This window comes from Rhodanobacteraceae bacterium, assembly GCA_024234055.1.
In the GTDB taxonomy this organism is placed as follows: Bacteria; Pseudomonadota; Gammaproteobacteria; order Xanthomonadales; family SZUA-5; genus JADKFD01.
Window position 1 is genome coordinate 374,724 of sequence record JACKOW010000002.1, and the last position, 26,540, is coordinate 401,263.

The 26,540-nt window shown below is 64.9% G+C and carries 23 protein-coding genes and 1 tRNA gene; 13 read left to right on the forward strand and 11 right to left on the reverse strand.

What is annotated here, in order from left to right; genetic code table 11:
• Window positions 1–77: 77 nt before the first annotated feature.
• Together H7A19_05900 and H7A19_05905 are read left to right on the forward strand one after the other, a co-directional pair.
• Window positions 78–716, forward strand: a complete 639-nt coding sequence (locus H7A19_05900; protein ID MCP5474357.1) for a heme-binding protein — start codon at window positions 78–80, stop codon at window positions 714–716.
• Between the two features lie 135 nt (window positions 717–851).
• Complete coding sequence (locus H7A19_05905; protein ID MCP5474358.1) at window positions 852–2,618, forward strand: ABC transporter ATP-binding protein; 1,767 nt, start codon at window positions 852–854, stop codon at window positions 2,616–2,618.
• 1,039 nt (window positions 2,619–3,657) lie between these two features.
• Here H7A19_05905 and H7A19_05910 read toward each other — a convergent pair.
• Complete coding sequence (locus H7A19_05910) at window positions 3,658–4,818, reverse strand: AAA family ATPase (protein MCP5474359.1); 1,161 nt, start codon at window positions 4,816–4,818, stop codon at window positions 3,658–3,660.
• Between the two features lie 137 nt (window positions 4,819–4,955).
• Here H7A19_05910 and H7A19_05915 point away from each other — a divergent pair, with 137 nt between their 5' ends.
• On the forward strand, window positions 4,956–5,480 hold the full coding sequence (locus H7A19_05915) for a GGDEF domain-containing protein (GenBank protein MCP5474360.1): 525 nt from the start codon (window positions 4,956–4,958) through the stop codon (window positions 5,478–5,480).
• Here H7A19_05915 and H7A19_05920 read toward each other — a convergent pair.
• Window positions 5,477–6,334 (reverse strand): GNAT family N-acetyltransferase, encoded by an 858-nt coding sequence (locus H7A19_05920; GenBank protein ID MCP5474361.1) that lies wholly within the window; start codon window positions 6,332–6,334, stop codon window positions 5,477–5,479. The two genes, H7A19_05915 and H7A19_05920, sit on opposite strands and share 4 nt — an antisense overlap.
• A 47-nt stretch (window positions 6,335–6,381) precedes the next feature.
• On the opposite strand from H7A19_05920, the gene H7A19_05925 reads away from it, so the two are divergent.
• Window positions 6,382–6,699 carry an antibiotic biosynthesis monooxygenase gene (locus tag H7A19_05925; protein ID MCP5474362.1) on the forward strand — a complete coding sequence of 106 codons (318 nt, stop codon included), beginning with the start codon at window positions 6,382–6,384 and terminating at the stop codon, window positions 6,697–6,699.
• Here H7A19_05925 and H7A19_05930 read toward each other — a convergent pair.
• From H7A19_05930 to H7A19_05945, 4 genes are read right to left on the reverse strand one after another with little or no spacing between them, the layout of a single operon-like run.
• Window positions 6,672–7,526 carry an FHA domain-containing protein gene (locus H7A19_05930; protein MCP5474363.1) on the reverse strand — a complete coding sequence of 285 codons (855 nt, stop codon included), beginning with the start codon at window positions 7,524–7,526 and terminating at the stop codon, window positions 6,672–6,674. The genes H7A19_05925 and H7A19_05930 overlap by 28 nt on opposite strands.
• Before the next feature lie 41 nt (window positions 7,527–7,567).
• Window positions 7,568–8,656, reverse strand: a complete 1,089-nt coding sequence (locus tag H7A19_05935) for a hypothetical protein (GenBank protein ID MCP5474364.1) — start codon at window positions 8,654–8,656, stop codon at window positions 7,568–7,570.
• Between the two features lie 16 nt (window positions 8,657–8,672).
• Complete coding sequence (locus tag H7A19_05940; protein ID MCP5474365.1) at window positions 8,673–11,462, reverse strand: protein kinase; 2,790 nt, start codon at window positions 11,460–11,462, stop codon at window positions 8,673–8,675.
• Window positions 11,452–12,240, reverse strand: coding sequence for a hypothetical protein (locus H7A19_05945; GenBank protein MCP5474366.1), 789 nt, complete (start codon window positions 12,238–12,240; stop codon window positions 11,452–11,454). The genes H7A19_05940 and H7A19_05945 overlap by 11 nt, the downstream gene beginning before the upstream one ends.
• Window positions 12,241–12,282: 42 nt before the next feature.
• Between H7A19_05945 and H7A19_05950 the strand changes: the two genes are divergently transcribed.
• The gene (locus H7A19_05950; GenBank protein MCP5474367.1) at window positions 12,283–12,561 is read left to right on the forward strand and encodes a polyhydroxyalkanoic acid system family protein; all 279 of its coding nucleotides are present in this window, start codon (window positions 12,283–12,285) and stop codon (window positions 12,559–12,561) included.
• Here H7A19_05950 and H7A19_05955 read toward each other — a convergent pair.
• Together H7A19_05955 and H7A19_05960 are read right to left on the reverse strand one after the other, a co-directional pair.
• Complete coding sequence (locus tag H7A19_05955; GenBank protein MCP5474368.1) at window positions 12,534–13,271, reverse strand: hypothetical protein; 738 nt, start codon at window positions 13,269–13,271, stop codon at window positions 12,534–12,536. The two genes, H7A19_05950 and H7A19_05955, sit on opposite strands and share 28 nt — an antisense overlap.
• A gap of 46 nt (window positions 13,272–13,317) precedes the next feature.
• Complete coding sequence (locus tag H7A19_05960; protein MCP5474369.1) at window positions 13,318–14,277, reverse strand: alpha/beta fold hydrolase; 960 nt, start codon at window positions 14,275–14,277, stop codon at window positions 13,318–13,320.
• 141 nt (window positions 14,278–14,418) lie between these two features.
• Here H7A19_05960 and H7A19_05965 point away from each other — a divergent pair, with 141 nt between their 5' ends.
• The gene (locus tag H7A19_05965; protein MCP5474370.1) at window positions 14,419–15,741 is read left to right on the forward strand and encodes a patatin-like phospholipase family protein; all 1,323 of its coding nucleotides are present in this window, start codon (window positions 14,419–14,421) and stop codon (window positions 15,739–15,741) included.
• Between the two features lie 128 nt (window positions 15,742–15,869).
• Window positions 15,870–16,532 carry a phasin family protein gene (locus H7A19_05970; GenBank protein ID MCP5474371.1) on the forward strand — a complete coding sequence of 221 codons (663 nt, stop codon included), beginning with the start codon at window positions 15,870–15,872 and terminating at the stop codon, window positions 16,530–16,532.
• A 143-nt stretch (window positions 16,533–16,675) separates the two neighbouring features.
• Here H7A19_05970 and H7A19_05975 read toward each other — a convergent pair whose 3' ends face one another.
• Together H7A19_05975 and H7A19_05980 are read right to left on the reverse strand one after the other, a co-directional pair.
• Window positions 16,676–18,256 (reverse strand): VCBS repeat-containing protein, encoded by a 1,581-nt coding sequence (locus H7A19_05975; GenBank protein ID MCP5474372.1) that lies wholly within the window; start codon window positions 18,254–18,256, stop codon window positions 16,676–16,678.
• A gap of 258 nt (window positions 18,257–18,514) precedes the next feature.
• Window positions 18,515–19,540 carry a hypothetical protein gene (locus H7A19_05980; GenBank protein MCP5474373.1) on the reverse strand — a complete coding sequence of 342 codons (1,026 nt, stop codon included), beginning with the start codon at window positions 19,538–19,540 and terminating at the stop codon, window positions 18,515–18,517.
• Window positions 19,541–19,744: 204 nt separating this feature from the next.
• Between H7A19_05980 and ruvA the strand changes: the two genes are divergently transcribed.
• The 6 genes from ruvA (at window position 19,745) to H7A19_06010 (ending at window position 25,323) form a co-directional block, all read left to right on the forward strand.
• On the forward strand, window positions 19,745–20,347 hold the full coding sequence (ruvA, locus tag H7A19_05985; GenBank protein ID MCP5474374.1) for a Holliday junction branch migration protein RuvA: 603 nt from the start codon (window positions 19,745–19,747) through the stop codon (window positions 20,345–20,347).
• A 9-nt stretch (window positions 20,348–20,356) separates the two neighbouring features.
• Window positions 20,357–22,123, forward strand: coding sequence for an SLC13 family permease (locus H7A19_05990; GenBank protein MCP5474375.1), 1,767 nt, complete (start codon window positions 20,357–20,359; stop codon window positions 22,121–22,123).
• Complete coding sequence (locus H7A19_05995) at window positions 22,123–22,848, forward strand: rRNA pseudouridine synthase (protein MCP5474376.1); 726 nt, start codon at window positions 22,123–22,125, stop codon at window positions 22,846–22,848. The genes H7A19_05990 and H7A19_05995 overlap by 1 nt, the downstream gene beginning before the upstream one ends.
• Before the next feature lie 428 nt (window positions 22,849–23,276).
• Window positions 23,277–23,366, forward strand: a tRNA-Ser gene (locus H7A19_06000).
• Window positions 23,367–23,443: 77 nt separating this feature from the next.
• Window positions 23,444–24,169 (forward strand): ankyrin repeat domain-containing protein, encoded by a 726-nt coding sequence (locus tag H7A19_06005; protein MCP5474377.1) that lies wholly within the window; start codon window positions 23,444–23,446, stop codon window positions 24,167–24,169.
• Window positions 24,170–24,444: 275 nt separating this feature from the next.
• A complete protein-coding gene (locus H7A19_06010; GenBank protein ID MCP5474378.1) occupies window positions 24,445–25,323 on the forward strand; it encodes a VOC family protein in 879 nt (292 codons plus the stop codon).
• Window positions 25,324–25,413: 90 nt separating this feature from the next.
• Here H7A19_06010 and H7A19_06015 read toward each other — a convergent pair whose 3' ends face one another.
• Complete coding sequence (locus H7A19_06015) at window positions 25,414–26,295, reverse strand: hypothetical protein (GenBank protein ID MCP5474379.1); 882 nt, start codon at window positions 26,293–26,295, stop codon at window positions 25,414–25,416.
• Window positions 26,296–26,540: the final 245 nt, after the last annotated feature.

Below are 26,540 nucleotides of genomic sequence, written 5' to 3' on the forward strand. Positions count from 1 at the left end.
CCGCGGAAAGAGGCCGGCCGGCCCCGGCCTGCAAAGAGGACGGCGATGAATCCATGCCCGACCTTCTGGAGTGAACGATGAGTGCCCGCCAGGGATCAGTGATGTTGCTGCTCACCCTGGCGGCGCTGCCGGCGGAGAAACTCATGGCCACCGAACAAGTCCCCTACCAGGTCGAACAGGTACTTGGCGACCAAGCCGAAGTCCGCCGCTACGACCGCGTCATCGTCGCCGAGACGATCGTCGATGGCGGCGATTTCCGGGATGCGGGCAATGCCGGATTCAAACGTCTGGCCAACTACATCTTCGGCGGCAATCAGGACCGGCAGAAGATCGCCATGACCGCGCCGGTGGCGATGGCGCCCGACTCCCGCCCCTATCCGGAGGCGGCCGATGCCATCAGCAGTCAACCGGAGGGCGAGGGACGCTGGCGGATGAGTTTCTACATGCCGGCCGATTCCAGCATCGCCTCCCTGCCGCGGCCCGACGATCCACGAGTGCAACTGCGCAGCATCGCGCCGCGACGGGTGGCCGCGATCCGCTTCTCTGGTCGCGGCACCGAAGCCCAGTTCGCGAAGGCCGAGTCCAAGCTCAGGCGGCAGCTGGAAACTGCCGGAATCGCCACTGCAGGCGATCCCTGGACCGCGCGCTACAACGCGCCCTGGGTATTGCCGCCGTTTCGCCGCAATGAGGTGTTGATCGAACTGGCGCCGGAGTAGCCCTGGCCGCGGGATGTCCACTGGCTTCGCGGTGGCTGTAGCGCCAGCATTTCGCCCGTCAATCCGCAGTTCAACATCTTGCCGCTGACGGCGCATGCAGGCAGTGTCCGCGGCAATTCCTGACGATTCCGGCCGATGAACTCCAGCGCTGCGCAGCACCCGCTCAAACGCCTCTATGTCTACGCCGCGCCGCACCGGGCGCGGGCTTTCCGGGCCAGCCTGTATTCGACGCTCAACAAGGTCTTCGACGTGCTGCCGGAGATCCTGATCGGCGTCGCCGTCGACGTGGTCGTCAACCAGAAGGAGTCCTTCCTGGCGCGCCTGGGCATTGTCGAACCGATGACCCAGCTGCTGTGGCTGACGGCGCTGACCATCGTGATCTGGGCGCTGGAATCGCTGTTCGAGTATCTGTACGCGGTGAACTGGCGCGGGCTGGCGCAGGATCTGCAGCATGGCTTGCGGCAGGCGGCCTACGAGCATCTGCAAGAGCTGCCACCCGACACCATCGCCCGCGCCCGCAGCGGGCGGCTGATGGCGCTGATGAACGAGGACATCAATCAGGTCGAGCGCTTCGTCAACACCGGCGCCAACGACTTGATCCAAGTGTTCGTGTCGTCCCTGCTGGTCGGCGCGGTGTTCTTCGTGATGACACCCACGCTGGCGGTACTGGCGATCCTGCCGATACCGCTGATCGTGATCGGCGCCTTCTGGTTTCAGGCCCGACTGGGTCCACGCTATGCCGCCGCCCGCGAGGCGGCGGCGACGCTGTCGGCGCGTCTGGACAACAATCTGCGCGGCATGGCCACCATCCAGGCCTATACCGCCGAGGATTTCGAGGCCGGCCATCTGCGCGCAGCCTCCGACGGCTATCGCGCCAGCAATGCCGAGGCCATCCGCTTCTCCGCTGCGATCACGCCGGTCATCCGCCTGGCCATCTTGATCGGTTTCGTGGCCACGCTGCTCTACGGCGGCTGGTTGACGTTGCAGGGCCAACTCGGTGTAGGCAGCTACTCGGCGCTGGTCTATCTGACCCAGCGGCTGCTGTGGCCGATGACCCGACTGGCCGACATGACCGATCTCTACAACCGTGCCATGGCCTCGGTCAATCGCGTGCTGGACCTGCTGGCGACACCGGCGCCTGTGCGCGCGACCGGTCAGCTACCAACCCCTGCACGCGGCGAGCTGCAGTTCGAGGCCGTCGAATTCGCTTACGGCGAGCGCCCGGCGCTGGCGGGTGTCAGCTTTGCCGTGCCTGCCGGCGCCACCGTGGCTCTGGTTGGCAGCACCGGCAGCGGCAAGAGCACACTGCTGAAGCTGCTGCTGCGCTTTCTCGACCCGCAGTCCGGACACATCCGGCTGGATGGCGCGGACATCCGGGGCATCGATCCGGGTCAGTTGCGCCAGCGCATCGCTTTCGTGGCCCAGGAGCCCTTTCTCACCGACGGCAGCGTGGCCGACAACATCGCTTACGGCGATGGCGCGCCCGACCCTGCCCGGATCAAAGCCGCTGCCCGCGCCGCCGAGGCCCACGACTTCATCGTCGCCCTGCCCGGCGGCTATCAGCATGCGGTCGGCGAAGCTGGCTCGGAACTGTCGGGCGGGCAACGCCAGCGCATCGCCCTGGCCCGCGCCCTCTATCGCGATCCGCTGATCCTGGTGCTGGACGAAGCCACCAGCGCCATCGACAACGAAACCGAAGCCGCCATTGCCCACTCGCTGCGCAGCGCCGCCCAGGGCCGCAGCGTGCTGGTGGTGGCCCATCGGCTGTCGACCGTGCGCCACGCCGATTGCATCCACGTACTCGATCACGGCCGCATCATCGAATCGGGCAGCCATGAGGAGTTGCTGGCACGCGACGGTCAATATGCCAGGCTGTGGCGTTTGCAGACGGGCGAGATCTGAGAGCGCAGCGTGGCCGACCGCGAACACTCAGAATCAGAGCGGGCCGACAACAAGAACAGGACGCAGAGAACGCGAAGGAAAAGCAGAAAACAGGCGAAGAAGAGCAGAGCATTCCTGGATTTTTCTCTGCGTTCTCTGCGGTCCTCGACGCTCTCAGCGTTGAAGCCCCCCTTCCACCATTGGACGAGAACGAACGTGTGTCGCGACCCGACAGGCACAGGTTGCCGTGAAAGTCGTTCAGGCGAGTGCGCCGTTCTGCCTTGCGAGGCAATCAGGCGCGGCCGCCCAGGCGCGCATCCCTCCTCAGAGCCGCTCCGATTGCGCAACGTCGTTCATGGCCGGCGCGCAGTGTGGAGCTGATAAAGGTGCCTCTCCATGAACCCATATCGTAAGCTATTGATTTGTCGTCCCCATAAGCGCAGCGACGGCTTCGTCCACTGGTAGGAGCGCCCTTGTGGCGCGACCACCGCTGCGGATCTGCGGCTTGGCGGTCGCGACGCGAGGTCGCTCCTACAGGCAGCTTGTGGTTCATGGCCCCTGGGCAGTTTCAGGCCGAAACAGGTGCCTCTCCATGAACCCATATCGCAAGTCATTGAATTGACTAAGTTGACGCAAAACCGCCTGTCGTAGCCCGAAGTGCGTGCAGCGCTCTGCGGGCGGTGACGCGAAAGCGCCCCGCTGAGCCGCTGCGCGGCACAACGGGCTACGCACGACCGTGTTCCGGGGAGATCGAAGATGTTCACGCTTTTCTTCGTGTTCTCTCTGCTCTTCCTTCGCGTTCTCTGCGTCCGGATTTTTTGCCGCGACCTGCCTCAGGACGGGGTCGTCGCGGTGCCGGTCGCGACGCGAGGTCGCTCCTACGGGCGAACTTGCAGTTCATGGCCTGTGCGCAGCGTCGGGCCCACACCCGACACAGGTGGCTCGCAACGACGCATCAACAGCTCACGATGTGGGTGGGTGCATGCAATCGGAGACCCGCCGATCCCTTGCTTGACAGACGCCAGGGGGCATCTGCTCGCGCAGGTGTGAGAAATGCGGGCTAGCGCTCCGGCCAGCGCCAGGCCGGCACGTCCATCAGATCCTGGCCGGCGACGCGGGTCTCGCCGAGTTCCTTCTCCAGGGTGAGCGTGGTGCAGCCGGCACCGCGTTCCAGCGCGGCGATCAGCCGGGGGCTGTGCGAGATCACCCAGACCTGGGTGCGCGTGGCGGCATCGGCGATCAGGCGGCCCAGCGCCGGCAGCAGATCCGGATGCAGGCTGGTCTCGGGCTCGTTCAAGACCATCAGCGGCGGTGGCCGCGGCGTCAACAGCGCGGCGATCCACAACAGATAGCGCAAGGTCCCGTCGGAGAGTTCGTCGGCGCCAAGCGGCCGCAGCAGGCCCGACTGCCGCAAGCGGATCTCGAAGCGCCCCTGCTGCGAATGCACCTGAAGTTCAGCTCCGGGAAAGGCGTCCTCGACGGCAGCCTCCAGTGCCGAGGCATCGCCAATCTCGCGAATGGTCTGCAGGGCAGCTGCCAGATCGCGCCCATCGTGCGCCAGCGCCGGCGTGCGCGTACCGAGTTGGCTTTGCCGCGCCGGCGCATCCGGATCGGTGCGGAAGTGATCGTAGAAGCGCCAGTTGCGCAAGCGTTCGCGCAGGGCCAGGAGCTCCGGCGCAGCCTGGGGATCAAAGGCGCGCGACAGCATGCTTTCGCCCGTTGGCACATGCGCCTCAAGCACCCGCCAGTCGCGGCCGGCGCGGGCCCGAACCATCCGGGCGCGACGCTCGACCAGCACGCTGGCGCTGCGCAGCACCGGGCCCGCCCAGAGGCATTCCAGCTTGATCTCCGGATCCAGGTTGAAGGCACTGACACCGGCGGGAGGTATGCCGAAGTCGATGGCATAGCCAAAATCCTCCGAGGCGAAGCCCAGCAACAGACGCTGTCGCTGCTGCCGCGGACCGCCCTGCACCGGCACTTCGCCGGCGCGCATGCCGCGGCTGAAGCGCTCGGGACCGGCCCAGAAGGTCGAGGCCAGCCCTCCTTCGCGCGCCAGTGCACCCACGACATTGCCCTGCGCGGTCTCAGCCAGCAAGCGCAATGCCCGATAGAGATTGGACTTGCCACTGCCATTGGCCCCGGCGATCACCGTCAGTGCCTGCAGCGGCAGGGTCAGGTCACGCAGCGAGCGATAGTTGGCGATGGCCAGCGTAGTCAACATGGATCCGTACCCGTTCCTTCCTCGATGGGGCCAGGCGTTGCCAAGGAAGCACGGGCAGCGCATCGCCAAGTGGCGCGCGTTGGCGCCGCAGATTGCTATCCTGCGCCACCGTCGCGAAAAGCGGAATGTTGTCGCCCGTGCTCAGTTCCCCGATCTGCCCATCCAGCCTGCTCGATCCGGTACCCGCGCTGGCCGCGCAGGAATCGCTGCGCGCGCATCTGAACGATGCCGTCAATCGCGCCCGCGCCCATTCGGTCACGCTTGCCGTGCTCTGCGTGGATTTCAGCGAAGCGGAACGTCTGCGTACCACCCTCGGCGTAGCGGCCAGCGAACAGGCGCTGCAAGCCTTCGCGGAACGTGTTCGCCGTTGCGCCCGGCGCAGTGATCGCGTGGATCGCTTGAAGGACTCGACCTGGCTGATCATTGCCGAATACATGCAGAACCCCTTCGCTGCACACCGCCTGGCTGATCGCATGCTCGAAGCGCTGAAGGAACCCCTGCAGCTGGGCGGCAAGCCGGTGCAGGCCGGCGCCCGAATCGGCATGGCCACCGGCAGCGGCGACGAACTGGAATCCAACCGGCTGCTCAGGCGCGCGCATCACGCTCTGCAGCAGGCGCTCCGTCAGGGTCGCAGCCGCTGCAGCGATCGCGATTGGGCTTAGGTTCGCGCCAGAACCGGGAAGCGTTGCGGCGCGGCCGGCGCGAATCCTCTGACAAAGAGATGGGCGTCGTCGTCTGTACCTACCTTGCAGTCCTGCCGCCACCAGAGTTCTGGCGTGAAGCCAAAACGAATGCTGCGGATGGGCGCGTTGATCAGGCGCGGCAGCGCTGCGCCGAGATCAAAGGGCTTCGCTGCGAGGATGTCGTCAAGCACCAGGCAATCCCCCTCGGTCCGACAAAACACCAGCGTCTGTGGATCCAGCTGCCGCGGATCGGGCACCCATCGATTGGCCAGATACCAGGTCAGCGTGCGCCCGTATCCGCTCGCACCAAAACGCCCGGTGCTGGTCACGCCCGATTCGGCCAGATGGTGGATCAGTTCGCGCGTCGTGGGCGCCTCGGCCGGAAGCGAAGGGGCCGGGCAGTCGTCGGGATCGCACGCGTGGTCGGCCACGAAGGTCGCCGTCGTGCAGGGAGCGAAACCGAAGCGTGGATAGAAGTCACGCACCTTGGCATTGGCGAACAGGAGCACGGGATCGCTGGAGGTCATCGTCAAGGCCGCTTCCATCAACTGCCGCGACAATCCTCGGCCGCGCCATGACGGAAGCACACCAACCGCACCCAACTGCCACGCTCTCACGGTTTCTCCCTGCAGATGCAGATTCATTCGAGTCAGAGACACGTTGGCGATGATCTCGGCGTCGGCCACCAGAGCCAGCGCCCGATAGTCCTCATTCCACTCGCCCCAATCCATCCAAGCGGCAAAGCTGGCACGCGGGAACACCTGCCGCACATAGCCCTCGAAGGTGGCCATTTGCGCGCTTTCTGGCTGCTGGATCAGGGTCAATGCAGGCATGATCGGGTCTTCCGAATGTCAGGGCCTGTGGCCCTCGGGGGCAAGCGATGTACGTCGTGATCTTCCGCGCAGAGATCAATCAGCTCGACGCCGAATACAGCGCCACGGCGGACCGGATGCGGCAGTTGGCGCTGAACGAATTCGGCTGTCTGGAGTTTCACGCATTGACCGAAGGCAGTGAGGAAATTGCACTGTCGTACTGGCCTGATCTCGATTCGCTGGCGCGCTGGCGTGCTCACCCCGAGCATGTGCAGGCCCAGGAACGGGGCCGACGTGAGTGGTATCGCCGATATCGAGTCGAGATCACCCGGATCGAGCGCAGCTATGGTGTAGAAACTCAGACGGCGCGCCCGAACTCCAGGTAGACCAGCACGGCCAGCGCCAGCAAGGTGACCACGGCGGCGGTCATGATGATCCAGTCCACCGCGCTGTTCTCGCCATCGTCTTCGTTCGCCTGGGCGCGCGCCGCAGGTGGCGGAATCACCAGCGGCCGCTGCACCTGGGTGATCTGGCCGGCATTCATGGGTTCATCGCCGGGCATCTGCACCAGGTAACCCGGCGCCTCGATCAGGAATCGGTTCTGGTCAAAGGCCAACTGGTCGCCGGGCTTGAGCACGGTGTCGCGCACCGAGGTGCCGTTGACGAAGGTGCCATTGGCAGAGCTCAGGTCGCGCAGGAACAGGCCTTCGGGCGTGTTCTCGATGAGTGCATGACGACGACTCATTTCCGGCTCGTTCAAGACCAGATCGCAATCGCTGCCGCGGCCGATGACGGTCTTCGAGCGCAACGGAATGACCTTGCCGAAATAGCCGCCGGAGACGCCGCGCAGCACCACCCGAGGCGGCGTGTGGCGCTGCCGGGTTTCGTTGTCCGAGGCGGCCTTGGGCGGCTTCTCGGTGCGGTCCTGATCGGGGCGCATGACCATGCGCACATCGCCGGCGCCGATCATGTCTCCCAGTCGCAGGATGGCTTTCTCGCGCACCGGTCGGCCATTGACGTGCACCGAGGCCTTGGCATCGCTGACACTCAGCGTGATGCCGCGCCGGGGTTCGACCCGCAGCTCCAGGTGATGTGGCAACACCTGCTTGGCGGCCGGCAGCACGATGTCGTTGTCGGCCGCCGAACCCACGCGCAACACGCCTTCCGAGGCCTGGAAGTCCTGTCTTTCTCCGCCGGGAAAGCTGATCTTCATCGGCTGCGTCAGGGGCTCTGGAAGTGGGTCATGGGCGAAGACTACCAGCGTGAGCGCAGGTCGAGCAGCCAACGATCGGTATAGTCGCTGACTCCGTCGCGGCGCTCGATGAAAGCCGAGGCCTGCAGGGTCAGGCGCTCGCTGAAACCATAGGCCACCCAGGGCATGGATCCGCGCGCGAAACTGTGGAACCACCAGTCGTCTTCCGAGAAGGCGGCCAGCACGGCATCGCGCCCGGCACGCTGGTAGGCATAGCCGAGTTCCCAGCCGCCGAGTTGGTCGGCATCGCCCCAGATCAGACTGAAGCGGGCGCCATCGCGTTGATCGTCTGCGCCCAGATTGCGCACCAGATCGAGCCGCGCCACCAGCGGCGACTCGAAGGCCTGCACCCGGCCGATGAACTGCAGATCCAGCAAACGATAGTCGCTGATGAAGCGATTGCCGATGCGCCGATTGGTGCGCCCCAGGCCCTCGCGCGCCAGCACGTCGATGTCAGTGAAATCAAGGTAGCTCAGAAAGGTGCTGAAGCCGGTCTCACCGCCTTCCAGCCAGCCATATCCGATCTGCAGGGCGCCGATCCGTGATTCGTCTCCGTAGAGGTGATCGCCGGCAAAATAACCGGCGGTCAGGTGGAAGGCATCGAAATCGCGCACCGTGGCCGAATACTCGATGCTGGCGCCGATCGGGCGCAGATCCCGATCCCAGGTGAGCGGCGTCAACACCAGCGGCATGCGGCCCTTGCCCAGCCTGAACAAGGTGCTCTCGCCGGCACTGTATGCGGCATACAGTTCATCAAGGCCGGCACCGTTGGACTTCTCGTTGTCCAGATTGCGGCGGTTGTCATCGTTGCTGTCGCTGCCGGCGCCGAGCTTTGCGGCGGCGGCGAACTCCCAGCCGCTGTCGCTGATGAAGCGAGCGCCAAATCTCACCGCGGCACGCACGCGCTCCAGATCATCGGCACGCCCGGGGATGTCGGTGGTTCGTTCCCCGCGCACTCGCAGGTCGCCGTACCAGTCGACCACGGCCGACGCCGGTGCCCGCTCATCCTCGACCCCTGCTGACTGCGCCGATGCCGAGCACGCAGCGCCGGCCAGACCGATGCCCAGTAGAATGACGCCCAAGCTCGACATTCGCATTCGTGCCCCCTCAGGCCCGCAGTCCGGACAAGGCCACCAGCAGGTCCGCAGACGAAGCGTATCGATCCTCGGGCCTTTTCTCCAGACATTTGAGAATCACCTCTTCCAGGGCCCGCGGAATGTCGGGCCACATTTCGGAGGGCTTGATCGGTTGCTGCTGCAGATGGGCGACATAGAGTTCCATGGTGTTGCTGCCGGTGAAGGGCAGCTTGCCGCAGAACATCTCGCACAGCATGACGCCGGTGGAATAGATGTCGGTACGTTGATCCAGATCCGAACCCGACAGCTGTTCGGGCGAGGCGTAGTTGGGTGTGCCGAGGAAGGTACCCGGCTGGGTATGCCTGGAATCCGAGCGCCCGGCGGAGCGGGCAATGCCGAAGTCCATCAATTTGGCATTGCCGCTCTGCTCGATGATGATGTTCTCCGGCTTGATGTCGCGGTGGATCACGCCCATCTGATGCGCGGCGTCCAGGCCCATGCAAAGCTGGCGGGCAATGCGCAAGGCCGCCGAAAACGGCAGTCTGCCGGCCTGCTGCAGCAGATAGCGCAAAGTCAGGCCGCGCACATATTCCATCGAGATGTAGGGCACGCCCTGAAACTCGCCGAAGTCATAGGTGCGCAGCACATTGGGATGGGTGATCTTGCGCGCCAGCTTGAGCTCCACCTTGAGCGCGTCCAACTGCTCGGCATCAATGACCATCCCCGGGCGCAGCATCTTCAGCGCCACCACATCGGACAGGTCGGTGTCGCGCGCCTTGTAGACCATGCCCATGCCACCGGCGCCGAGCACGGCGAGAATCTCGTAACGACCGGCGAAGCGCATACCCAGGGCCAGACGGGTCGAAGACTGATCCGCGGCCATCGGAGAGGCAGCGCCAGCGACCTGGGTAGCGGCGCCATCCACCCCCAGCATGACCGTGGCCTGGGATAGTCCGGGCGCCAGCCGCGCCACCTCGCCCAGGCTGGGACGATCAATCGACAGAAAGCGCTTGCCGCTGCTCTGACCCTGTGCAGCACGCAGCACGCCGGTCTGGCCGATGCGCTTGATGCGCTCGCCAAAGGCTGGCGACAGCAAGATCTGGCCCACCGGCGTCTCGGCCAGCAGACGCTCGACCTGCAGCACCGGCAATCCGATGGTGGCGCTCGATTCCGGTCGCGCCGGCAATGAGCCATGGACGATCTCGCCCAGCGCCAGCGCTGCAGCCGCGCCGTTGTCGCTGGAACCGATGCGGCCCTCCCACCAGGCGCTGACCGCCGCCAGCGCCCGCAGTTCGGAGGACTCGCCACCAAAGCCGAACAACAATCTGGGGCCTTCCTGCTCCAGCAGTTCGCCACCCGCCGCCTGGGCACGGGCGACCGCCTCTTCAATCAACTGGCCGAGAGCGGTCAGCGTGATCGCCTCCTCACCCTTGGGGGGCGCACGCAGGAAACGCCGCAGCTCCAGACCCACCAGCGCGCATTCGCGCCGGGTGACGGGCTTGGGAGCCGGCGCCGCCGACAGCACCTGAACTTCAGCGCCCGGATCCGGCAGGAAGCGCGACAGATGGCCGACGTAGCCTTCGATGTCCTTCTTCTCACGCAGATCGCTGAGCAGGGAGTCGAAGGCACGACCGAGCCTCGCCACCTCGTCGTTGCCTTCGATGGTCAGCTGCTGGTGATAGTTGCCCCCAGCCGCCTGTTCAGCGGCTTCGATCAATTCAGAGACGGGTCGCAACACACGGCGCGCCAGCCACCAGGACACCGCCAACGACAGCAGCAGCGCAATCAGTCCACCCAGCAGCACGGCGTTGCGGATGGACTGGAACGGCGCCATCGCGGTGTCGATGGAGGTCATGGTGATCACGCCGCCCACGGTATCCCCGGGCTGTCCGAACAGGGGAGCCAGACTGGCTGCCAGGGTCTTGGCTCCCAACGAGAGATCGCGCACCCTCGGCAACGAACGGCCGGCCTGCAAGGCCTCCACCAGTTTCGGCTCGATGCGGGCAATGGATTCCTTCAGCAGGGAAGCCGCGTTGTCGTCGACCGAGGTGGCGATCAACCGCAACTTGTCCTCATCCATCACCCAAAAGGCGACTTCGCCGCCGCTGACTTCGCGGACCTGCTTGACCACGCTGGCATCCACCGGCACGCCGATGACCAGAAATCCGACCAGTTCGTCCTGCAACACCATCGGCTGCGCCGACACTTGGAGCAAGGCCAGACCGTTGCGCCAGTAGCCGGTGACCCCGACGATGTCCTTGACCATGGTGCCGAACAGGGGATCGTCGGAAAGATCATCGGCAAAGGCCTCGCGCTCGTCGGTACGGGCGACCACCCGACCGTCGGCGTCGAGCACCATGCCAAAGCTGACGTCATAGCTGTCGCCGAACTGCGTCAGCAGATCCTTGACCGATGCGCTGTCCGCATCCGGCTCCGGGGGCGGCAGGCTGGCGGGCTGTTCGGTACTCCCTGACTCATCGGGTTCCGTCGCCGCTACCGCCGGAGCGTCCGGCGCTGACGCGATGCCAAGCTCATTCAGTCCGCTGCTGCCCACCGTCGCCGTGGCCACGTACCGAACGAAGCTGGCATCGTTGATGATTGTCTTGGCCACGATGTCGAGCTTCTGGAAAGACAATGCCTCGAATCGTTCCTGGGCATTGTTGGCCGCTTCCAGGCTGTGATCGACGGCGTCTTCTCCGGCCTTGCGGCCGTACTGCAAGGTCACCAGCGCCGCCAGCGCCACGGCGATGGCCACCATGATGCCGCTCGCGAAGAAAATGCGCGCGGCCAGAGGCAGCCTGAATCCGCGTTCAGTACTCATCAGCACGCGTCCTCCGGTAGGGCTGACCGGTCTTGTTGAGGTGGGGCGGCACCCGCCGTTTGCTCAAATCCAGCTGCACCTTGACCTCGGTATCTGCACCATCACTGATCTTACTCCGCCAGAGCTGCGAACGTTCATGCCATACGAACAGTTCACCGGGGCCGGCAGGAATTCCTTTCAGGCTGAATCGCCCCTGGGCATCGGGTTTGCCGAAAAACGGCGTGTCGAGCACCAATACGTAGGCGACCATGGCGTGATGCACATTGCAGAACACCCGTATCACCCCTGGCTGAGTGAAGTGATAGCTTTCGCCTTCGCTGCGCCCGTAAAGACCGAGGTCGAAACTCGCCTCCCGGGTGCTGGAAAAGACATTGTGCAGGATCGGATCATTGTTCGGAAAACGCACGCTGGCCCCGACCGGTATCGGCAGCACTCGGGGCACAAAGGTCTTGCGCTCGGTGGCAATGACGAAGGGTGTCGTCGGCACGATGGGGGCGATGGCCGAGTCCGGGCGAAAGTAGACAACTGCGTCCTGGGCTTCTTCACTGCGCAGCGGTCGGCCGCCACTGCTCAGCGACAGTTGCCCGCTGAGCGTCATCGTCGTCGCTTCAGCCTTGCCCGCGGCGCTTGCCGCTGCCTGGCCTGACCTGATTTCCGTCACCGCCGCAGCAGGCTGCGGACGCGGCTGATCCTGTGCCAGAAGTGGCCATGCGGCCCCCAGCAACCACACAGCAAGACAGATGCGCACAGAATGCTCCCCACGGGACTTGGCTTTCATCATAATCAACCCTGACCTGATCCGGGCAAGGGAGGGCTCGATATGGCCACTATACGCATGCATCGGCAGCACGAACTGGGCGTCACCAAGGCCAAGAAGGCCGTCGACAAGGTCGCCAGACACATTCGCGAGAAGTTCGACATCGACGCTCGATGGAATCGCAACACCTTGGAGTTCTCGCGCACGGGCGTGGAGGGCGAGATCGCGGTGGAGGCCGATTCGGTGTCAGTGCATGCCGACATCAGCTGGTTGCTGCTGCCGATCAAGTCGGCCATCGAGCAGGAGATCGGGCGCTACCTGGACCAGGAATTCGGATCCTGAAGTCGCAGCTGGGCATTGCCGTCGAGCACGCGGTCGATGGCGCGCATGAAAGCACGCTCACGCAGCAGGATGGTCCCCAGGAACACATTCGCGCCACCGAGCTTGCCGAAGGCGTCGAAGCCGCGCTCGAGGAAGCTCTGCAGCGCCCCGAGACCAGCCATTCGCGCCGGCCATCGGCACAGGTGCAGCAATTCCGAGAGCATCGGCTTGCGCACCAGCCGGTCGAGCTCGCGCCCCAGCACCAGCAGCAGGGCGAGCTGCCTACGACGCGCCTGACGCTCGGCTGACAGCGCATAGGCGGCGGCGTAATCAACATCGGTGATGGCATCGGCGTGGACGCAATGTCCAGGCAGTGCTGCGGCCATGCCGTAGTCGAGCTCCTGACTGAGCGCATTGAGCTCGATCGCGCGCGCCAGACTGGCGAGCACACCTTCAGGCAACAGCCGCATCATGATCGGCACGACGCGCTCGACCGCCCGATCACGGTCGGCAAAATCACCTTCGCCGTAAAGATCGGCCAGGAAGAACTCGCAGGCCGCAGCAAATCGAGGCTGCAGGCGGATGTCGGCATAGCTGGCCGCCAATCGGCGCGATTGCCAGGCCCGCAACGCCGCCAGGCGCCGGGCCACGTCGGGATCGGCACCGGATCGCTGGTGTTGCTGCTGCAAGCGGTTGAGCAGCGCGCGCAGGCGTTCACCGATGGCGCTCATGGCCGCGGCGCCTTGTCTGCGGGCATCGATGGTGGGGCGATTGATCTCACGGCGCTGGCTCCAGACTGGCTTCGATATCGCCCAGCGCACGCAACAACCGGGCGCGCGCTGCAGGCGCGGCGATCAGCGCCATGTGGCCGTGGCCATGCAGAGCATCCTCGGGCGTGGCGGCCAGCTGCGCGCTGCTCGCGGGCAGCACGATACTGTCGTCGGCGCTCCACAGATTCAAGGCCGGCACGGCGATTCTCTCCTGGCTGCCGGCGTTGTACGCCTGCAACCAGCGGCAGCGCGGCGACGGCGGACCGCCCTCCAGCCCGTGGAACCAGTCGCCGAGATAAGTGCCGTGATGCGGCGCCGCCACACAGATCACGCCTGCGCAGCGCTGCGGATGGCGATCAGCGTAGGCCCGTGCCAGCAGCCCGCCCATGCTGTGCCCGATCAGGATCAATCGCGAGGCGCCCGTGGCGGCCAGCCACATCGACACCGCAGCATCGAGATCGCGCAGCTGCTGTTCAAACTCGCGGTAGCTCGGCTCCAGGGAAACGCTGGCGAAACTTCGCCCCGCCGCCCTCAGATCCGCTGCCAGCGGATTCCAGACGGCACCATTGCAGAGAAATCCGTGCACCAGCAGCAGCGGCAGGCGTTGCTCCCCAGGGTGCAGCTGCATCGGCGCCCGTCGCCAGGGATGCTCGATCAGGTAGAAGCGCGTCATCCAAGCGGCCTCCACACCCAGCGTGCGCAGCATCTGCCGCCAGGATCCCCGGATCGTCGAGGGCCAATCTCCCAACCACCACTTCAACAGGTAGGGGAAGGCCAGCAGCGATCCCTGCAGCAGCACCCAGAACAGAACCACGCCCAACGTGGCGCCGAACCAGGTCCATCCATGGGCATGCAGCGTCTGCGCCACCCACACCAGAATTGCCAGCTGCGCCAGCCAGACGCAGCGAAGAGCCCACTTCAGCGTGGGGCGACGCGCCTGCGGCGGCAAAAATTCTCGATCGTTCATGGACATAGTTTGCGCCAGCGCAATAGATCGCACACTCCACCTGCGGCAGCATGCAGAAGGTAAACAAGCGCGCACGCCGAGCGAACTGTCAAAGCCGGCACGACTACAATCGGGCGCGATCAGAATCAGGGATGCACCAGAATGCTGCATTTGCAGGAAGCGCGTCGAACCCGTTCATTGAGCACGCCCCACCGGATAGGCCTGGCGGTGGCCGGCGGTGGCCCGATCGGCGGCATCTACGAAATGGGCGCCCTGCGGGCGCTGGACGAGGCCATAGACGGGCTGGACCTGACCCGGCTGGACGTTTACGTCGGTGTGAGTTCGGGCGCCTTCCTCGCCGCAGGCCTTGCAAACCGGGTCGATTCGGCCGAAATGTGCCGCATGTTCATCACCGAGGAATCACCCGAGCATCAGTTCCGTCCTGAGCACTTCCTGAGGCCGGCTTTCTACGAATACATCAAGCGCCTGAGCTCGGTGCCGGGAATCCTGGCCGACTGGCTCGTTGATCTGGCCCTGCATCCGCGCTCGGTACGCTGGAGCGAATCCCTGGGCCGTCTGGGCGCGGCCATTCCCACCGGACTGTTCGACAACGAGGGGATCGAGCGCTATCTCAGCGGCATCTTCAATGCACCCGGCCGCAGCAACGATTTCCGCAAGCTGGATCGCCCGTTGTATGTCGTGGCCGTGGACATCGACACCGGCCACGCCGTGCGCTTTGGCACGGGCACCGACAACACCGTGCCTATCTCCAAGGCGGTCCAGGCCAGTTCGGCGCTGCCGGGCTTCTATCCTCCGGTGGAAATCAATGGTCGCTACTACGTCGACGGCGCCCTGCAACGCACACTGCATGCGTCGATTGCCCTGGATGAGGACATCGACCTGCTGCTGGCATTGAACCCCCTGGTGCCCTTCGACGCTTCGCGCATGCGTGATCGCGGCGATGAACCGCCGGCCAGCCTGGTCGATGGCGGCTTTCCCCGAGTCATTTCGCAAACCATCCGGGCGATGCTGTATTCGCGCATGCGGGTGGGCTTCGGCAAGTATGACAAGGCCTACGATCACTCCGATCTGGTGCTGTTCCAGCCAGATCTGGATGACGCCGAGATGTTCTTCACCAACGTCTTCAGTTTCCGCAGTCGGCGCCGACTGTGCGAACACGCCTATGCCACCACGCTGGCCGATCTGCGAGCCCGTCGCGAACAGCTGACACCGGTGCTGGAGCGCCATGGCCTGAGCCTGCGCGAGGACATCCTCGAAGACACCGAGCGCACGGTATGGGACGGACTGGAAGGCACCCGGCCGCCGAACTCGACCCTGCTGTCACGCCTGGACCGTTCGCTCAACGAACTCACCCGAGCGTTGGAACGGACTCGGCGCCTGCAGGAAGGCCGCAAGCGCGCGCCCATTTCACGCCGCAAGACCGCCCATATCGAACAATTCACTGAGAATGCAAGCGCGATTTGAGCGAAAAACCGCGTCAAATGGCCTTTGCATAGTGTGAATATTCTAGCCCCGGGCCGCACCATGCCCCCACATTCCTGCGCTTCGCACCTGGCGAAGCGGGGCGAGGCTGGAACGAGCAGAGGGTCAAGATGAAAACTTCCAAGGGTTCAAAATTCAAGGCCAAGGGCAAGGATTCCGCCAGCGACAATTCGCTGAAGAACACCGCCAAGGCCGTCATGGAACAAGCCGAGCAGATCTGGCTGGCAGGCCTGGGCGCTTTCTCCAAGGCACAGGAGCAGAGCGGCAAGTTCTACGAGACGCTGGTCAAGGAAGGCGCAGTGCTGGAAAAGGCAACGCGCAAGCTGACCGGCAACAAAGTTGAGGAAGTGCGCGGCATGGTCGAAACCACCGTTACACAGGTCAAGGAACGAGCCTCTGACACTTGGGACCGCCTCGAGCAGGTGTTCGAGAATCGCGTGTCCAAGGCGCTGGGCACGCTCGGCATTCCGGGTCGCGAAGAGCTGGAAGAACTGGCCAAGCGAGTGGACGAACTGAGCAAGGCCGTGCGTTCGCTGGATGCGGGCAACCGCGCCGCCGCACCGAAGAAGGCTGCCGCTCCGAAGGCTGCCGCTCCGAAGGCTGCCGCTCCGAAGGCTGCCGCTCCGAAGGCTGCTGCTCCGAAGGCTGCTGCTCCGAAGGCTGCTGCTCCCAAGGCTGCTGCTCCGAAGAAGGCTGCTACGCCGAAGAAGGCTGCTGCCCCGAAGGTCACTGAAGCCGTGGTAGCGGCTGCAGAAGCCAAGCCGGCCGCCTGATCCAGGCTGATATCAGGTCGGCGAGCAATTCGCCGACCTGCGGCGCAATCCCTGCGCCCCATTTCCATGTCCGCCAGCCAACGTTTTCTGCCGATCGCCCTCCCCGACCGGCCGGCTGGCGGGCACCTTTTTCCCGCGTGACCCTACTCGAACCCATCGCGAAACAAGGCGTCGGCGGTGCTGACCGGCGGCTGCCCGTTGCGCAGCAGATTGCCGCGGGCGGTACCCCAGCGAATGCGCGTGTTCGCCGAGCCCTGTAGTTCGTAGACCACCACACCCGACTGGCTGGTGCCGATCACAGCTTCCCAGTTGGGATCGGCGTCCAGTTGCACGAGGGTCGGCGCGGCCAGGCCACCATTCCAGTTGCCACCGCGTGGTGCCGGCAGATCGACCGAGGTCAGCAGCACGCCCTGATAGCTCAGAATGATCAGCTTGCCGACCGCATTGCCGCCTTTTTGCGGCCAGGTGGTGAAGATCACCTCGGCATGGCCGTCACCGTCCAGATCGGCCACCGCCGGCTCGGCGCCGAAGCGGAAGCCGCTGCCGGGAATGGTGTAGGGCCAGCTGTGCTTCTCGGTCTTGTCCAGCCACCAGGCGTGCAGTTTGCCGTCGTAGCTCTGCATCAGGATTTCGCGCTGGCCATCGCCGTCCAGATCGGCGGCCACGGCGTTGACGACCGCGTCCTCGATGGTGGCGAACTGGCCCTGGATCAGCGGACCGCCACTCTGGCCGGGTGCCGGGATCACGGTCCAGTCGACGCTGGCATTGCTCCAGCGGGTGCGGTCGCGCTTCAGGATCCACGGCAGGTAATAGAGATCGCCAGCCGGATCACCGATGCTGCAGTCGTAGACATCGCCAGGCACGATCAACTCCAGCGTACCGTTGCCATCCATGTCAGCGATGGCGGGCGCCGCATTGGCGAAGTTGGGCCGATGCTGAACGCCGCAGTTGGCAAAGCCCTGCAGATCGGCGGCCTGATCCACATGCACGCCGACCTGAGCCCAGGTCTTTTGCAGACCGCCGCTCAATCCGTACAAGGTGCTGGCCAGCAACTGATTGCCGTTCGGATGCAGCGCGGTAATGTAGTGCGTATCGGTGGGCGCATAGATCTCGCTCTGCCCATCGCCATCGAGATCGCCCACCGCCAGATTCTCGTTGTACATGCCGGCACCAAAGCCAGGTTCGCCACTGCGGCGCGCCGGCCAGCCCGCGCGCAGGCTGCCGTCGTGCTCGTAGACGCTGACCTGACGGTCGCCACCGCTGGAGGCCCGGCCGACCACGATTTCCAGATCACCGTTGTCGTCGATATCGGCCGCCGCGAGGCTGCGCACCTCACCGTTGGCAAAGGGGCTGCGTGTCCACAGGATGTTGCCGCTGGCGCTGTACAGGGTCAGCTGATTGCCACCTCGCCCTACGGCGCTCTCCAGTCCCGGCGAGGCCGTATCGAAATCCGCCACGGCAATGGCCGGCCACACCCGCTGCGCGTTGGCAGCGCGCCACTCGACTGTGCCATCCACACTGAGTGCGACCACGTCATAGCTGCCCCAGACGATCTCCAGCGCCCCATCGTTGTCGATATCGGCCACCGCCGGGCCGCTGTACCAGCCGGTCTGGCAGCTGCCCGGACTGCAACCGCCGTAGGCAAACTGCAGCTGTGGCGTGGCGACCTGGGCCGCGGCAGGCGTCGCCAAAAGCAGAAGGATCGGCAGAATCCGCAGGCCCATGATTACAGCTGGCTCCAGATGACGGTATCCGGCAAGTGTCGCCCCTGGATCAGCACATGGCCAATAGGGCCCATCCGCAGCCGGTCACAGATTGACGATCTTGTAGTCCCGAATCCGGGGATGGGCAAGCCTCAGCCCTCGTAGCCCAGGTAGGCGCAGCGCACCCGGGAACCACGCGCCACGCCCCGGCTGCGCCTGCGGCTTGCCCGGGCTACCGGTCGAGCTCCTGGCTGGCGTCGAACCAGACTGCTGCCGCCATCACTCCAACGAACAATCGACCAGGCGCTCGGGAATGTTCGAGAGTCGCTCCGGCTTGGCCTTGGCAAAGTAACGGCGAGCCAGGGCTTGCCCCTGTACTTGAGCCTGCGCGTCTTGCGCGGGTGTCAGCTGATCCTGGGTGCGCAGCAGCCAGCGTCGCATCGTCGCCTGCGTGTGGCTATCGCCCACCATCAGAACGGCGTAGGCGTGGACGCGTGCCTGAAAGGGATCAGGCGGAAAACCACCATAGCCGCCGACGGTCGGGAGGCCTGCCAGATCCCACCAGAGCAGGTACAAGGCAAAGGGCTCGCCCGCTTCGACGCCTCGCTGCAAGTAGGGTCTCCGCACTTGCAGATAGCGCTGCCACTGCGCCTGATCGCGCAGAAAGTAGCTTTCATCCAGCGGTGGCCGAGCGGCAAGCCCGACCATGGCGCGGACATCGCCGCGCTCGGCCGCCAGCAGCAGGAAGTCCCAAGCCTCATGTGGCGATTCGGGCGTAAAGCCCTTGCAGATGGCTTCCAGCTGCTCCAGATCTCGCGTTTGTCTGGCAGCACGAGCGATGGCCTCGGCTTCAATGGCCGAATCACGCTCGGCGATACTGGCTTCACGGGTGATGGACTGGAGGTAGGAGCGTTCACGCTCAAGCCGCGCACAGCGCCCGATGTCAGTTGCCAGCCGGCAACTGGCGCGATTGTCTCCCGCCTGCGCGCGGCGCTTGAGCTCGACATAGGTCTGCGCGAGCGCAGCGCCGGGCGGCGGCAACGCGGCATCGCTGGATTCGATGGCGTAGCTGGCGATGTTCGGGCCGTCATTCGACATCGCTTCCTGGCCTGCCTCGCCCGGAGTCGGCGGGTCCGCCGGCACTGCGCTGTCTGCCACCGGCTGTGTCGCATGACCTTCCGCATCGGGGAGATCGGATGCCGATCTGGCATCGACGGGCTCGCGGCTCAGGTAGCGCCAACCCAGCAAGGTGATGAGCGCCAGCACGAGGATGAACCACCAGGCGCTGCCGGACCGGATTCTCATCAAGCACAAGCCCCGGATTGCCGCGAGTCCATCAGCATAATCGTTCACAAAGCCGGCCACCATCCGCGGCGACGGACCCGGCACCAGCGCCCTGTTCGGGCCCGGTGCTGGATGCGCAGAGCCGATTGTCAATCACACCCGCCCATTGACTCCCCGACAAATGCCGGGCAGCGTCTGCGGCATTGTTCTGGAATCCTACTGCCCATGATCGGTCGATTGCGCGGCGTCATCGCCGTCAAACAACCCCCTGCCCTGCTGCTGGACGTCGCCGGCGTCGGCTATGAGATCGAAGCGCCGATGAGCACCTTCTACGAGCTGCCGGAGGTGGGTCGCGAAGTCACGCTGCACACGCATCTGGCCATCAAGGAAGACGCCCATTCGCTCTACGGCTTTGCCCAGGAAAGCGAGCGCACGCTGTTCCGGGCGCTGATCAAGGTGTCGGGCGTGGGCGCCAAGACTGCGCTGTCGGTGCTGTCGGGCATCTCGGTGGACGATTTCGCCCGCGTGATCCAGCGCGGTGATCTGGCTGCGCTGCAACGGGTGCCGGGCATCGGCAAGAGAACCGCCGAAAGGCTGCTGGTCGAGATGAAGGACAAGGTGGATGGTGCTGCGCTCGGCCCGGCCAACCTGGGCGGACCGCGCGCGGCCGTACCCAATGATCCGGTGGCCGAGGCCAGCGTGGCCCTGCAGTCGCTGGGCTACAAGCCGCAGGAAGTCAGCAAGCTGGTGCAAGCCGTCGCCGAAACCGGAGACAGCGCCGAAACCATCATCCGCAAGGCGCTGAAAAGCGCTTTGCGCACGGGCTGACGGGCGCCCATGACACTGGATGCCTTCATCGTTCTGGTGATTCTGGTGAGCGCCACCGTGGGCTTCATCCAGGATCGCTACCCACCCGAGGGCATCGCCTGCGCAGCCCTGATTGCGTTGACGGTCAGCGGCATCCTGACCGTTCCCGAAGCACTCGGTGGATTCTCCAACGAAGCCACGATCACGGTCGCGTGCATGTTTGTGCTCAGCGCCGGTTTGATGCGCAGTGGCGCGCTGGCCTGGCTGGGGCGCTGGCTGATCCGCTTCGGCACCACCCGTTTCCGGCTGACGGCGATCACCGCCCTGACCGCCGGGCCGGTGTCGGCTTTCATCAACAACACCGCCACCGTGGCCGTGTTTCTGCCGCTGTTGCTGGAGGCCACCGAACGCCACAAGATCTCGCCGTCCAAATTGCTGATTCCGCTGTCCTATGCCACCCAGTTTGCCGGCGTGTGCACGCTGATCGGCACCTCCACCAACCTGCTGGTGTCCTCGATTGCCGTCTCCTCCGGCATGGAGCCGCTGCAGATGTTCACGCCGACGCCGCTCGGCATCGTGCTGTTCGGCGCAGGACTGCTGTACCTGCTGCTGATCGCGCCGATGCTGCTGCCCGGTCGCCGTGGCACCGAAGTCATGACCCAATACGGCCTGACCGACTATCTGGCGGAGCTGCGGGTGGGACTGGAAAGCCGCGTTGCCGGCCAGCATCTGCGCGTGGCCGCGGTAGAGGGACAGCACGGCGTGCGCATCGTTGAAGTCATGCGCGATGAGGAAAAGCTGCTGGCCCCGGGCGATCTGGTGCTGCAACCCGGCGACATCCTGCTGGTCAAGGGTTCGGCGCGGAATCTGTTTTCCTTCCGCGAGCATCTGGGGCTGACCATGACCCCGCACTTCGTGCCCAAGCTGGAGATGCTGGAGAGTGGCGACATCGAGGTGGTCGAGGCCCTGATCCCGCCGAATTCACGCTTCATCGGCGAAACCATCGCCGCACTGCGCATGGAACTGCACCAGAACGCGCTGGTGCTGGCGCTGCATCGACGCGGCACCTCGGTGCGCGAGAAACTCGGCGACATCGAGATCGCCATCGGCGACGCCCTGCTGCTGCTGGTCCGCCGTGCGGAACTGCCGGACCTGCGCCGCGAGGGCGACCTGATCCTGGTCGAGCGTTCGGCACGCCCCGCCGCCGCCCGTCAGGGCCGTACCGCGCTCAGCATCGTCGCCGCCGTGGTCATCGCCGCGGCCATGGGCTGGGTGCCGATTGCCATCGCCGCCCTGGCCGGCATCCTGATGATGGTCATGACCAAGGTACTTACGCTGGACGAAACCTACGCCTCGATCAACTGGCGCGTGGTGGCCATGCTGGCAGCGATGATCCCGCTCGGGCTGGCGATGCAGAAGAGCGGCCTGGCCACGGTGCTGGTGAGCTATGTGGTGCAGGGCTTTGCCGCAGATTCACCCTGGGTGGCGCTGTTCCTGGTGTACATGGTCACGGCCATCCTGACCGAGATCATGAGCAACAACGGCACCGCCGTGCTGCTGGCGCCAATCGCCATTTCGATGGCGCGCTCGCTCGAGGTTGATCCCATGCCCTTCGTGATGGCGGTCATGTTCGCCGCATCCACCGCGTTCTCGACGCCGGTCGGCTACCAGACCAATCTGATGGTCTACAACGCTGGTGGCTATCGCTTTCGCGATTTCCTGCGGGTGGGCATCCCGCTGAACCTGCTGTTCATGGCCATCGCCACCCAGCTGATCCCGCGCATCTGGCCGTTCTGATGAGTGGGCTGGCGCGACACCTGTCCAAGCTTGGCGTGTGCTCGCGCAGCGTCGCCGCGCAGTGGGTGCGTGCCGGGCGCGTGAGCATCAATGGTCGCGCCGTTCTTGACCCCGAATGCCCGGTGCCGGCCAGGGCCCGCATCGAGATCGACGGCGCCGCCCTGACGCCGCCGCGCCGGGTCTATCTGATGCTCAACAAGCCCCGCGGACTGGTCACCAGCGCCAACGACGAGCAAGGCCGCGATACCGTCTACCGCTGTCTTGAAGGCCTGGACCTGCCCTGGGTGGCACCCGTGGGTCGGCTGGACAAGGCCAGCGAGGGCCTGCTGCTGCTCAGCAACGATCCCGAATGGGCCGCCCGCATCACCGATCCCGACCAGGCCGTGCTCAAGCACTACCACGTGCAGATCGACCGAGTACCCGACGAGGCCCAACTCGCGCGCCTGCGCGTCGGCGTCGTCGACCGCGAAGAACACCTGAGCGCGGTCCAGGTGGAACTGCTGCGCAGCGGCGGCAAGACCGCCTGGCTGGCCATCACTCTGGACGAAGGCCGCAATCGCCAGATCCGGCGCCTGCTGCAGGCGCAGGGCATCGGCACCCTGCGACTGATCCGCGTGGGCATCGGCGGATTGGTATTGGGCGATCTGGCGAAGGGCAAGTTGCGTGAACTCAAGGCCACCGATCTGGCACGCTTGAGCCCACAAGCCGCCGCGCATGCGCCATAATCCGCCGCGCGCAGCTTCAGGGCCCTTTGCAAAGCGGAGCTTGCCCCGCTGCTCTAATGCTGGTGTAGAGCGGAGCTTGCTCCGCTGCTCTAACGCTGGTGTAGAGCGGAGCTTGCTCCGCTGCTCTAGCAATTGTAGAGCGGAGCTTGCTCCGCTGCCTTTGCTTCGGGTAGAAAAGCCAAGCCAAAGCAGCGGAGCAAGCTCCGCTCTACAAGAAGCAAGGCGCGGCCCCGGAAGCAAGTGCGGAACAACGGAGGGATGGCAGAGCGGTTGAATGCACCGGTCTTGATTCGATTGCCGGGAGCAATCGAACACGAGCACGATGCGAAGCATCGCGCGCAGCCCGAAGGGCGAGGCCCATGGATGGGCCGAGTAACACCGGCGTGACGCGCGACAGCGCGCGGCCCCGGAGGCAAGTGCGGAACAACGGAGGGATGGCAGAGCGGTTGAATGCACCGGTCTTGAAAACCGGCGTGGTAGCGATACCACCGTGGGTTCGAATCCCACTCCCTCCGCCATGTCGCTCGCTGGCGGACACCGGCGCCGTCGAATGCGTGCGGAATGCTCAAACGCGAGCTGCAAGGAATCCCGCCAGATGCTGAGCCTACGCGAGAACGATCCGATTGCCGTGGACCTGGTCCGAGCCATTCGCCAAGGTGATGCAAGCGGCCTTCGGCAGCTGCTCGAAGACACCCCCGGTCTCGCCCGGGCCAAGGTCGTAGACCAGAAGGGCGTCGCTCGCTCGCTGCTGCACCTCGTGGCCGACTGGCCGGGTCATTTCCCCAACGGCGCGCAGTGTGTCGCGGTATTGGCGGCGGCGGGCGCGGATCTGGATGCCGTTGTCATCAACGGCCCCGCGCGCGAAACTCCGCTTCACTGGGCTGCCAGCAGCGATGATGTGGCCGTGCTCGATGCGCTGCTGGATGCCGGCGCGAATATCGAAGCGCCCGGTGCGGTATTCACCGGGGGGTCGCCGATGTCCGATGCGGTGGTTTTCGCCCAGTGGAAGGCTGCCAGGCGCCTGGCGGAACGCGGTGCCCGGACCGAGATCTGGCAGGCGGCGGCATTGGGACAACTCGCGCAGGTGCAGCAATTCGCCACCGCCAGTCCGGGCCCCACGGCGGAGCAATTGACCAACGCCTTCTGGCACGCCTGCCGAGGTGGGCAGCGGCCGGTGGCCGAGTACCTGCTTGAACGCGGCGCTGACCTGAACTGGCTGGGCTACGAGCGGCAGACGCCGCTCGATGCCGCGCGCAAGAGTGGTGATGCCGCGCTGTTGTCCTGGCTGGCGAGCGTGGGTGCGCGCTCGGCTGGAGCTTGAGAGCGCAGCCGGTGCGACCCCTTGGGAGTCCCGCTCGCTCCCTGGCGGTGCGCTTGTTCGTGCATCAAACTGTCCGCGATCTCGGGGTTTCATTTCTTGTCCGCAAAGGACGCCAAGGACGCGAAGATTTCAATGGTTGTCCGGTTGAGCGCGTGGTCTCTGGCGATACCGCCAATCGAAATCTTGGTATCGCTCTACTTTGCGTCCTTTGCGTCCTTTGCGGAAAATGTCTTTGATTCAAATACTTGTGGCAGGTTTGGTCAGAGGCGAATTCCATGAAAGCCATGTTCCTCAGCGGGCTGCTGGGTTGGGTGCTGTTGTCGGCACCGAGGGGATCCTTCGGCGCGGAGCTCGCGGATGCATCGGCACCGACCGCGATCATCGGCATCGATCATATTCCGCTGGTGGTCGGCAATCTGGACTGGGCTGCGGCTCGCTACCGACAACTGGGATTCGCGCTGAAGCCGGGCCGAGCTCACGACAACGGCCTGCGCAACAGCCACGTCAAGTTTCCGGATGGCTCGGGCATCGAACTGATTTCGCCACCGCTTGTAGCGGTCGACGATCTGGCGCGGCACTACGTCGAACTGCTGGCTCAGGGTGAGGGCCCGGCCTTTCTCTCACTTCATGCGCGGGACTGGCCGGCGCTGCAATCGATGCTGCGCTCAGGAGATTTCGGCTTCCGCGACGAGGGCCTGCTGACACTGGAGGACCCGGATCTCGACTTCTTGTTCTTCGTTCAGGACAACCGCTCTGCGACCGACCAGCCTGAGCATTTCAGGCACGACAATGGTGCGTTCGCGATGACCGGCGTGTGGCTGGCCTTGGGCGACGGCGCTCGCGCCGGCATCAACCGGCTGTTGCTCGCGCTCGGTGCCGATCACCACATCGAGACCATACTCGCTCCGGATTCGATCGAAACCGATGTCTACCGGGTGCGCAACGGTCGCATCGTGGTGTTGCCCGAGCGCCATCAGTTGCGCCCTGGACGCCCGGTGATCGGCGCGGAATTTCGCGTCACTGATCTCAGCCTGATTCAACAACGGTCCGGGTCGATCGAGATGGAATCGCCGGATGGCGATCAGGCGCAGAGGGACCTGTTGCCGCCCGAGGCCGCCCACGGAATCTGGCTGGAGTTCCACCGATCACCCTGAGTGCTCTCGTCGGTCGGTGGACAGGCCGGCACTTGAATCCATCCGCTCCCGCCGCCTGCTAGGTGACGGGATCGGATGGCGCTGTCGGGTTCAGCTGTCCGAATGGTGGTCGATGTTGAAGTCGAAATGCTTCACCGCATCCTTGCCGTACCAGCGACCCTCCACCAGCACCAGCTCCACTTCCTTGGAGATCGGGGCGTCGAACACCGTGATGGTGGTGCGCACGCGGGCGGTATCGCCCTCGATCGCGAGCACTTCAACCGCCAGGGTATCGGCGATGGCATCCAGATCCAGGCCGTAGATGCGCACCGCCTGCTTGGCAGATGCCAGCACCGAGCCGGCCTGCGCCAGCGCCTCTTCCAACGACAGCATGCGCAGCTCGTCGATGCTGTCGAGACCCGTGCCGCGGATGGCGTCGGTGACCAGGGTCAATGCCTGGCGCATCGACAGCGAACTCAGAAAGTCGGTCGAGGTCAGCCAGCGCTGCAAACCCGGCATGGCCTGCCGCAAAGCCGCGCGCTGTTCCTCGGTGAGTTCGGCATCGGGCGAACTCAGCGCCATCTGCATGGCACCCAGACCCATCATGATGGCGCCGGGTGCCTGCGGACGCGCTTCGACCAATTTCGGTTCGATTTCCTGCATCAGGCGCTCGACGGCATCGGGCGCGGTGAACTTGGCGATGGCCTCTTCGAACTCGGCACGGTCCTCATCGCTGATCGGTTGCGAGCGCCCCTCGTCATATCCCTGGCGCAGCAGCTGCAACTGGGACGGCGGCACTGTGGCGCGCAACAGTCCCATCAGGTCATTGTTGCGAAGCAAGGTGGCGGCCGCGCGAATCTGCACAGCCGGATCGGGAATGGACGTCGATGCGGAGATCGCCCGGACTTGGGCCGGCTCCTGCGCCAGCAAGGGCTGGGCGGCACCAAACAGACTGGCAAGCATCAGGGACATCGACAGCAGATTGCGTTTCATGGCCGTACTCCTCGAGTGGGACTTTAGTGTGCTAGTTAACTACATCACTAAATAGTGTCGAAAGTCAGGGGCAGGGCAAGTGCTGTGTCTGATCATGGGGTGTCGCTGCCAGTGCATGCTCATGCGCCGGATCGCTCGCAAGAAAGGCGGCGCCACCGACACCTCAGGCGATCACGAATACACCGACTGGCAGCAAGTCAGCCAGTTCGAGGAGAGTACATCGAGACGGCCGGCCTGAAGGCGGG